The following is an 8,568-nucleotide window of genomic DNA, read 5'->3' on the forward strand; positions in this document are numbered from 1 at the left end:
AGTGACGGGCATCCGGGTTGCTCGACGTGTCAGCCAAGTCGTGGATATAGTTGTCCTTGACCTCGGCGCGGCCGAACAGCTGGATGCCGATCACCATGCCTTTGATATCGCAGCCGATGATCGCAGAGTTGGTGCCGCCCCCGATACCGAGACCAGATGTGCGGGTTGAGCCGCTGCCATCGATGTCGCAGTACTCCACACGGGTGTTGTCCGCATTGTCCGATAGGATGCCCCAGGTGTCGAAATTCTGAATGACGCAGTTCTTGATCGTGACGTTGTCTGCCGCAATCGTAAGCGTTCCATTGATGATGACGTTCTCGATCACCACTCCCGGCGTCGTGATGGTCATCGGCCCCTTGTAGACGGTGAGCGTCACGCCAGCCTGTACGCCCGCCGTATCCGCAGTAGGCATGCTGAAGCGAGCTGGATCAATGGTACTTCCCACCTGGGGCGGTGGCCGGACGTCGCTGCCCTTGTTTTCGCGCTCACGCCGCAACTCGTCCCGCTTTGGCTCAATTCGCTCCTCGCGATTGAGCCTTAGCTCCTCCTGCTTTGGTCCAAGTCGCTTCTCACGTTCGAGTCGCAGTTCTTCCCGCTTAGGTCCAAGTCGTTTCTCACGTTCAAGCCGCAGTTCTTCCCGCCGCTGTTGCAGCCGTTCACGAGTGGCGTTGACGCGAGATTGCCATTCCTCCGGCGACAGCTTGTTTGAATCACCTGTCGCGTGATCCTGCGCGAAGCACACGCTTGAAAACCCAGCGGCTAGGCAGGCCATAGCGACCAAAAAAAGACTCCGATTCATGCGCATCCCGCCGTTTAGTGCTCGCGCAGCCTGGATTGAATTGGGCAATCGACACCTCCCTGCAAGAGAGGGTATGCTCCTCAGCCTTGCAAACTTCTTCGAAAATGAGTAGTTGGTCGAAAATACAAACATTAACAGAAGGTTAATCTCTAAATGCGTTTTTCCAGACGACAAGGTAGGAACGAAATAATAGATGGGCATTGATGGGGTCTACACCGGGTCACGGCGTTACCGGGATCTGGAGGGAGCGATTCCCCGTGCTCCCCGGCGACACGCCATCGGTGCGGAGCGGTCGGGCAAGAAGAAACTAGCTTGGCCCGTTCGTCTTTTCTTGGCCTCCTTGGTCCTCCCTTGGATTGTGACAGTCGGTCCTGTCTCGCTGTCCATCTCCCGTGTGATCCTACTCGTGATGGTCCTTCCCTGCCTGGTCAAGTGGATCAGCGGCGCGTCTGGACGAATACGGGTCTCCGACCTAGCCATGCTGCTGTTCTGCCTCTGGAGCGCACTGAGCCTAGTCGTGGTCCAAGGCCCGATAGACGCCGTGCAACCAGCCGGCATCCTGTTTGTTGAAACGATGGGCGCCTATCTTGTGGCCAGATGCTACATCCGGAACGCCGATGACTTCTTCAACATGGCACGCATGCTGTTCTGGATCGTGGCGCTTCTCTTTCCGTTCGCGCTCCTAGAGGCAATGACCGGACGCAATGTTCTCCTGGAATTTTTCGCAGCCATTCTTCCGTCCTATCCGGATGCCGGCAACGATATGCGTGCGGGTCTTCGGCGAGCCCAGGTTGTTTTCGAGCATGCGATCCTGTTCGGCATCTGCGCCGCTAGCGCTCTCGCCCTGACCCATCTGGTCGTGGGATACCGCATTCCCTTGTTTCAGCGGTGGCTGAAGACCGGGCTCGTTGGAGCAACGGCTTTGCTGTCATTGTCATCGGCCCCAATCGCGGCCGTCGCCGTGCAGGCGGCGTTAATGATGTGGGGCGCGCTCTTTAGGAAGAGCCCCTACTGCTGGAGATTTCTCTGGTGCCTGTTCTTGGCAACTTATCTTGCCATCGCATTCGGCTCAAATCAGACCCCGATCCAGTTCTACATTTCACACTTTACTTTCGACCCGCATACGGGCTGGCATCGCCTGCTGATTTGGGAATTCGGCTCTGCTTCGGTCCTGAATCATCCGCTTTTTGGCATCGGATTTGGCGACTGGGCGCGATCTAGCTGGATGTCGACGAGTGTCGACATGTTTTGGCTCCTAATTACTATGAGGTTCGGTATCCCGGGTGGCCTTCTGCTGGCATTGTCCTTCTTCGCGGTGTTTCTCGGCGTGAGCTTCAGAAAGGGGCTGGACGAGCGGCTGGTCGCCTATCGAACTGCTTATCTGATTGTGATGATGGCATTCTTCCTAGTGGGCTGGACGGTCCACTACTGGGGAACGGCTTATCTTTGGTTTATATTTCTTCTTGGCAGCGGGGTATGGCTGCTGGATGTGCGGATCGATGATGGTGGTAAGCGCCAAGGAGACCGCACATGGCGCGGTTGATTGAGATCTGAGAGTCTCCGGCATTGGTGAAGCCGGAGATCTGATGTTGGAATTTCTATTAGTACGCCGATGCCTGGTGATGGAAATTGTCAGGTGATCGAGCATCTGGAGGCACGGCCTGTTCGGGCTCGCGCGGCTGGTGTGCCGAGGGGATGGCCCGGCTTGTGGAGAAGAAATTTTCGGGCGCCAATGTTCGACGGTTGTCCGTCGTACCCGAATGGCTGCCGTCGCAGTTGGTTGGCGACGCCAAGCGTGGCCGGCGAGGGCTGCGATCAGGAACGAAGGAGTAGAAGCCGATCGGCCGACGAGGTTTGAGCGCGCTTTACGGCGGTGAGCTGCGCGCTAGTGGAAATTGTCATTGGTGAAGTCGTGCTAACTGCCGGAAGCGAGGTCGACCCTGATCATCTCGCTAATATCATCCGCGCAGTTGGCGAGGTATGATCCCGTGGTGTTGAATCCAAACACACGACAGAATAGTCCGTTGTTTGGTCTCTTGGCTGTTGCGAGGAGCGAGAGCTCGGCACGCGACCTGAGGCGGCCCAAGCAGCCCGAGAACGAGAACCGTAAGCTGAAGCAGCTGGTCGCCGACCTCAGCCGTCAGCGCTGCGGAGAGTATAATACCTCAGGCGTAACGCTGGAACAGAAGCTTGGCGCGAATCTTCGGATTGTACCGGTCGACGTCGATCTGGCGGCTCTCGGGAATGCCGCCCATCAGTGCGCCAGTTCTCGAAAAGGTAGAACGGGCGGCGTGGATCAGCCAGTCGCATTGCGCGAGGGTCCAAATGTCCGTGAGAGCATTCTTCGCTTCCTCAACAACGCCTAACGAATGGAGGAACAGTGCCTCGCCCGATTCCGGCAGCAGCTTGGGGTGCGACACGATATGCGAGAACTCTTTGCGCAACTGGCGCTCGACATGTAAATTGTCGGTGGCGAGAAAGATGGAAGCCTCGGGCGCTGACCGAAGCTGCCTCCGAATAGCGTTACGGATTGGATCGAGCGGCGTCTTGAGATCGGTGTGACGTACATGAACGCCGATGATCGGCCGCGGAAGGCCCGCGAGAAGAGCTTCGGCGCGCATCTTCACATCCGCGACCGGCTGGAAATAGGTATGCAGATATCGGTTGAACGTCTCGCTCTGTGTCTCGCGGCTGAAGCGGATGTCCCGCGCCAGATGACGTCTCAAACGCGCAAGCTTGGGCAGATAGGACCAGAAGACGGCGACCGGAGTGTCAAAGTCCAGCTGGCCAAGGCTTGCAGCGGTCCTGCGGTAGATGAACGGATCTGAGTGATGTCCGGGAAAGAATCGCTCAACGATGTGGGTGGGGTGCAGCTGGACTTTGCCCTTCCAGATGGCCGGGTAGACGTCCTCTGCCATGTCGTAGGCGGAACAGTCGGTGGCCAGAGGGGATTCGAAAAGCAGTGGATAGGAATCCACTCCCTCGGGGGCATAAGTGCCGTCCCGCCAATCAATGAAGGGCGTTCGGTGCGTCAGGTCGGCGAGTACAAGCCCGGTCACAGCCGAGAGGATGCGGTTGCCGAGGCCTCCCTTCGCCTTTATAATTAGCACGCGGTCTGTAACCCTCTGATGCACAGCTCGTGTTGCTCCTCTCTCTCTCGGCTGCTGGCGTTGCACTTGATGCAACAAGATTAAATTGATGCAGCGATATTAAATTAATACAGCCAGATTAAATTGATGCAGCCAAATTAAACATGTAGTCACGATCATAGCAACAGCTTCTCTTAAATTTGCACCTGAGAGGGCACGATGAGCCTCTGGTGGGATGCGCCCGCCGAGGGCTTGGCGGGTGGGGCTCCTGCGAGCTTCTGAACGCGCGCTGGACGGCGCATGTGCCGCGCATCCGCCGAGCCCCTGCCGTTGAGCGCGCGCGCGGAGGAAGGGAAGTACGTTCTTGTCGACGATGCGGAACAGGTCCGGCCCGGTAAAATGCGTGGACCGTGACCGGCGTAGATTGGCGTAGGTCTCACCTCGGTGATCCTTGCTCTCGATCGGCTTGTCGAGCGTGGTTGTCTTACGCTCTCTTCTGGTTCCTGCATTTCAAGACGCTTGATGAGGATGAGGCAAGTGATCTGCTCGATCATCCGCGGGAGGTGGCTATCCGCCCGACCAGAAATTTTCCAGATCCCGGCGATCTGGCTCCGAAATTCACATCTTAGCCTCCGAGCCTCTTGCCTGGTGGCAAGACCGCTACGTCATGCTCCTGAGGATTTTACGCAACTAACTATTGGTGGCTCGCTCGACCGGAGCCATTGCTGTTTCCCGGCCGTGACGATGAGCGTCCGATTTGTACCCAATGTCTTGCACGCCGCCTGCCGGAGGCATCCTTCCGCTCAAGGCGAAATAACCGCCGCATCGCAGCAGCAATGAGCAAGAAACGCCGTATCGCCGCGTCGTCGCCGCAACCTGGCGCGGCGCCCGTAAGCTCTCCAGGACGATCTTGACCTTCTCATCCTCGGACCAGCAGCGCCGCCGACCGGTCTCCACCACTTCAAGCCGTTCGAATTGGGCAACCCACTTATCGCTGTCCACAAGGACAGTTCTCAACACCCAGCTTCATTCGGCAACGCCGCCTTCGGCGGGCGACGCAACGATCCTTCGGGCCTGTCCTTGGGCGTGCAATACTTGCGGCCGCCGTCCAGATACAACGTGCGATCGCCGCGGCTTCTCTATCTGGATCATGACGCCGTGGGTGTCTTCCATTGAGCGCCTCCTATTCGATCTACTCACCCACCTGCTATTCATTTGTATCCCTCCGGTGAGAACCGCCTTGCCATCTGGTGGAGGATGAAGACATAGGCCTATGACTGACCATACGCCTATTTCGACGTTTTTCCGGCCGGAAATTTGTCTCGACGGCGCTCACGCCTTTGGGCACTGGAAGAAAAAACAGCGGATTGTCGCCGAGAGGTATGGCGGGGCCACGATTAGTGTCGCTGACGGCGTGGCGCAACGGGTTGTCTACGAGCCAATCGTCCACGTGGCGCGACGGCCGGCTGAGCGGGATGCGATGCCAGCTATTGTTTCTGTCGAGATCACTCGTGCGAAGCATTGCAGTCAAGAAGATCATAGCAGTTGCTGGCTTGTAGCTGGACAGGCGCAGTGTTGCTCATCGGCTCCTGCATCTGTCCCAGTAGTAGGACTCTATGCGATTATCGACCGTCCACTTTTGCTGGCGCTCAACACGCAAAAAAGCCCCGCCACCGATTTCAGGGCAGTGGGACTAAACTTGTGAAGGATCAGTACCAAGCGCCACCGTTCACCGGGGCCGGCAGCTCTTTCCAACCGCCCGGCGCGTGCACGCGGCCGCCCAACCTTTCATTATGGCTGGGGCGATGATCGATATCATGCCCTTGAACCCGGCCGCGGCAGCAGTCGGTTGAATAGATCGAACATAATGTCATGCATTTAATATAAATAACATGCAGAAATACAAAATAATACAAGTAACCGACCGCTATTAAGCTGAGGTTGCTCTAAGTCGACAGGTCAGCGCTTGAGCCCCTCCGCATAGGGCTGCGTCTCACGCTCACACTTTTCCGTGGCTTCAAATCCGGGTTGAGCGAATTTGGCTGCACTGCTCGTCGCCAGAAGGCCAACGCACCGTGCTGCGAGAGTGGGCAGACCCAGGTAGTGCGTCGACTGCTGGTGCGGTCCGCCGATATGAGCCGGGCGTCAACATCATTGCTCTCCAGCGGCGAGTTGCTTCATGTGGCCCGTTTCGGATTACCCTGCGTGTTTCCTTAATCGGTTGTGCGACGTGAGATGGCTTCGAGGGCCGCTTCATTCATTAAATCCGGAATTTAAATGATATTCATCTCGATTTCTCGGATCTATCGATGAGATAAAATGAGCAATAATCCGAAAAGCAATTCTTAAAGTGGTCGCTTTATGGTGCACCGTGCCAGATCGGCGGTTGCCATCGGCGAGTGCTGCAAGCCTCAAGATTATCAGCTTTATTAAGCCGGGAGAATCCGCGAGAATCTCGGTACATCAAGACCGTCAAGCGGACGATCCAAGCGAGCGAAAATGACCCCAGCTAGGCTCACGTCATCGGCGCAATATGGTCCCAAAAAAGCCGTCTCCGTACGACCAATACGTGGATACACCAGCCTGAGCCTGTTGGCAGAGCGGGGGCAAATTGCGCTCATGCGAGGCGGAAGGCGGACGGCGGCTCCGGGTACCGCCACACACAATGGGGAAAAATATCCATGACTGGTATCATTAACCCTGCTCTCTTTGGCATGCCGGACGCGACGACTGCTGGCGTACAGGCTGGCGTGACGCTGACGAACTATACCGGCCCGATGACCATCACAACGGCGGGAGCGGTGATCGAGAACAAGATCATCAACGGGACGCTTACGATTGCGGCAGACAACGTCACGATCAAGAACTGCGTCATTCAGAATTTCGACAACTGGGGCATCCTATCGGACAATGCGGACAACACCCGTGTGGAGTACTGCGACATCGATGGCAGCGGCTCAACCCGCACATCTGGTCTCGGTATCGGGGGCGGCACCAACTCTGCGATCATCGGCTGCGATATCAAAGGCATGGTGATCGGCATCCAGCTGTTCGGCCGCGCCGAGGTCAAGGACAACTATATCCACGACTTGGCTGACACGTCGAGCAACCCGGATGACCGTCACTTCGATGGCATCACCTTGTTTGGTGGCCAAAACGGTTCGGTGATCGAGCACAATACGATCTCCATGCCCACCGGCGCCGGCGGCACTGCCGCCGTCTTCATCAAGACCGAGTTCGGTGCCATTGACGGTGTTCAGGTTAGAAATAACCTGATGTCCGGCGACCCGTCGTTCACGCTCTATGTGGAATCCACGACGCACCCCATCACCAACGTCACGGTCGAAAACAACTACGTTGACCGCGGGATTTACGGTTACTTCAACGTCGTGAATTCGACCCCGATTATCCGCAACAATGTCCAATGGAACAACAACACCGACGCGACGCCTTACCCAACCTCGGCGCCGCCCCCGCCTTCGACGCCTACCGCGCCGTCCGCACCGACGATCGCGTCGTTCTCGAACGATACTGGCGTGGCCGGCGACGGCATCACCAACGACAACACCCTCCAGCTCAAGGGCACCGCAGCCGCCAACAGCACCATCAAGATCTACGATGGCTCGACCCAGATTGGTACAACGACCGCCACCTCCACGGGGAGCTGGGATTATATCACCTCGGTCCTGACCAACGCTAAGCATGTGCTGACCGCGACTGCGACCAATTCGAGCGGGCAGACCAGTGCCGCGTCCGGCGCGGTGACCGTGACGGTGGATACGGTGGCGCCGACTGCCCCGGTTCTGAGCAGCAACTCCATCGTCAATACCAATCAGATCAGGCTGTCCGGGACAGCTGAGGCTAACAGCACGGTCACAGTCTACGACGGGACCACGGTGGTCGGAACGGGGACGGCGAACTCGACCGGGGCCTGGAGCATCACGTCGAACGCGTTGTCGACCGGCACCCATACGCTGACGACCAAGGCTGCCGACGCGGCAGGCAATATCAGCGCCGCATCGCAGTCGGTGAGCAGCGTGATCAGCGGGACGCCAGCGCAAGCTACGACGATCGAAACGGCTGGTGTGACAAGTCTCGTTCAGAATGGCAACAGTTATTATCTCAACAGCAGCAGCGGTGGAAACGGCCCTATCTTGAAAATAGCGGGCGTGTCCTGGGTAGCAGATCAAACAGGCTGGAAGGCCATCGGCGCGGAGCAGACCGCAAACGGATATCTGATCGCCTGGAAGTTCGCCAGCGAGGATCAGTACTCTGTTTGGAATACCGATAAGAACGGAAACTACATTTCACATGCCATCGGCGTCGTGTCCGGGAATAGTTCCACCTTGACATCGTTTGAAACCAGCTTCCAGCAGGACTTTAATGGCGACGGGACAGTGGGCTCCATCACAAAGACAATCGAGTCGGCCGGATCGACCAGCCTTGCTCAAGTTGGAGATAGCTACCAGCTCAATAGCTCTGGCGGGACCAATCTCGTCTTAAAGATGGACGGCACTGCATGGGTGGCCGACAAAACCGGTTGGGCGGCGATCGGCGTGGAGCAGACGGCAAACGGATATCTGGTTGCCTGGAAGTTCGCTGGCCAGGACAAGTATTCTGTCTGGAACACCGACAAAAACGGAAACTACGTTTCGCATGCCATCGGGGTCGTGTCCGGGA

The 8,568-nt window shown here is 57.3% G+C and carries 5 protein-coding genes; 3 read left to right on the top strand and 2 right to left on the bottom strand.

Annotated elements, in window-relative coordinates; genetic code table 11:
• Window positions 1-847 (bottom strand): right-handed parallel beta-helix repeat-containing protein (locus J6524_RS36700; protein WP_225678720.1); only part of this gene is annotated, 847 nt, incomplete at its 3' end.
• Between the two features lie 430 nt (window positions 848-1,277).
• Between J6524_RS36700 and J6524_RS36705 the strand changes: the two genes are divergently transcribed.
• On the top strand, window positions 1,278-2,342 hold the full coding sequence (locus tag J6524_RS36705) for an O-antigen ligase family protein (RefSeq protein WP_225678721.1): 1,065 nt from the start codon (window positions 1,278-1,280) through the stop codon (window positions 2,340-2,342).
• 622 nt (window positions 2,343-2,964) lie between these two features.
• Here J6524_RS36705 and J6524_RS37795 read toward each other — a convergent pair.
• The gene (locus J6524_RS37795; RefSeq protein ID WP_225678722.1) at window positions 2,965-3,909 is read right to left on the bottom strand and encodes a nodulation protein NodZ; all 945 of its coding nucleotides are present in this window, start codon (window positions 3,907-3,909) and stop codon (window positions 2,965-2,967) included.
• Window positions 3,910-5,161: 1,252 nt separating this feature from the next.
• Here J6524_RS37795 and J6524_RS36715 point away from each other — a divergent pair.
• Both J6524_RS36715 and J6524_RS36720 read left to right on the top strand, forming a co-directional pair.
• A complete protein-coding gene (locus J6524_RS36715; protein WP_225678723.1) occupies window positions 5,162-5,593 on the top strand; it encodes a hypothetical protein in 432 nt (143 codons plus the stop codon).
• A gap of 976 nt (window positions 5,594-6,569) precedes the next feature.
• Window positions 6,570-8,568: Ig-like domain-containing protein (locus tag J6524_RS36720; RefSeq protein ID WP_225678724.1), on the top strand; the 1,999-nt coding region annotated here is incomplete at its 3' end.

This window comes from Bradyrhizobium hereditatis, assembly GCF_020329435.1.
GTDB lineage: Bacteria > Pseudomonadota > Alphaproteobacteria > Rhizobiales > Xanthobacteraceae > Bradyrhizobium > Bradyrhizobium hereditatis.

Bases quoted from the DNA above. Each gene is read 5' to 3' on its own strand.
- J6524_RS36715 (WP_225678723.1), top strand. From the start codon at position 5,162: ATGACTGACCATACGCCTATTTCGACGTTTTTCCGGCCGGAAATTTGT.
- J6524_RS36705 (WP_225678721.1), top strand. From the start codon at position 1,278: ATGCTGCTGTTCTGCCTCTGGAGCGCACTGAGCCTAGTCGTGGTCCAA.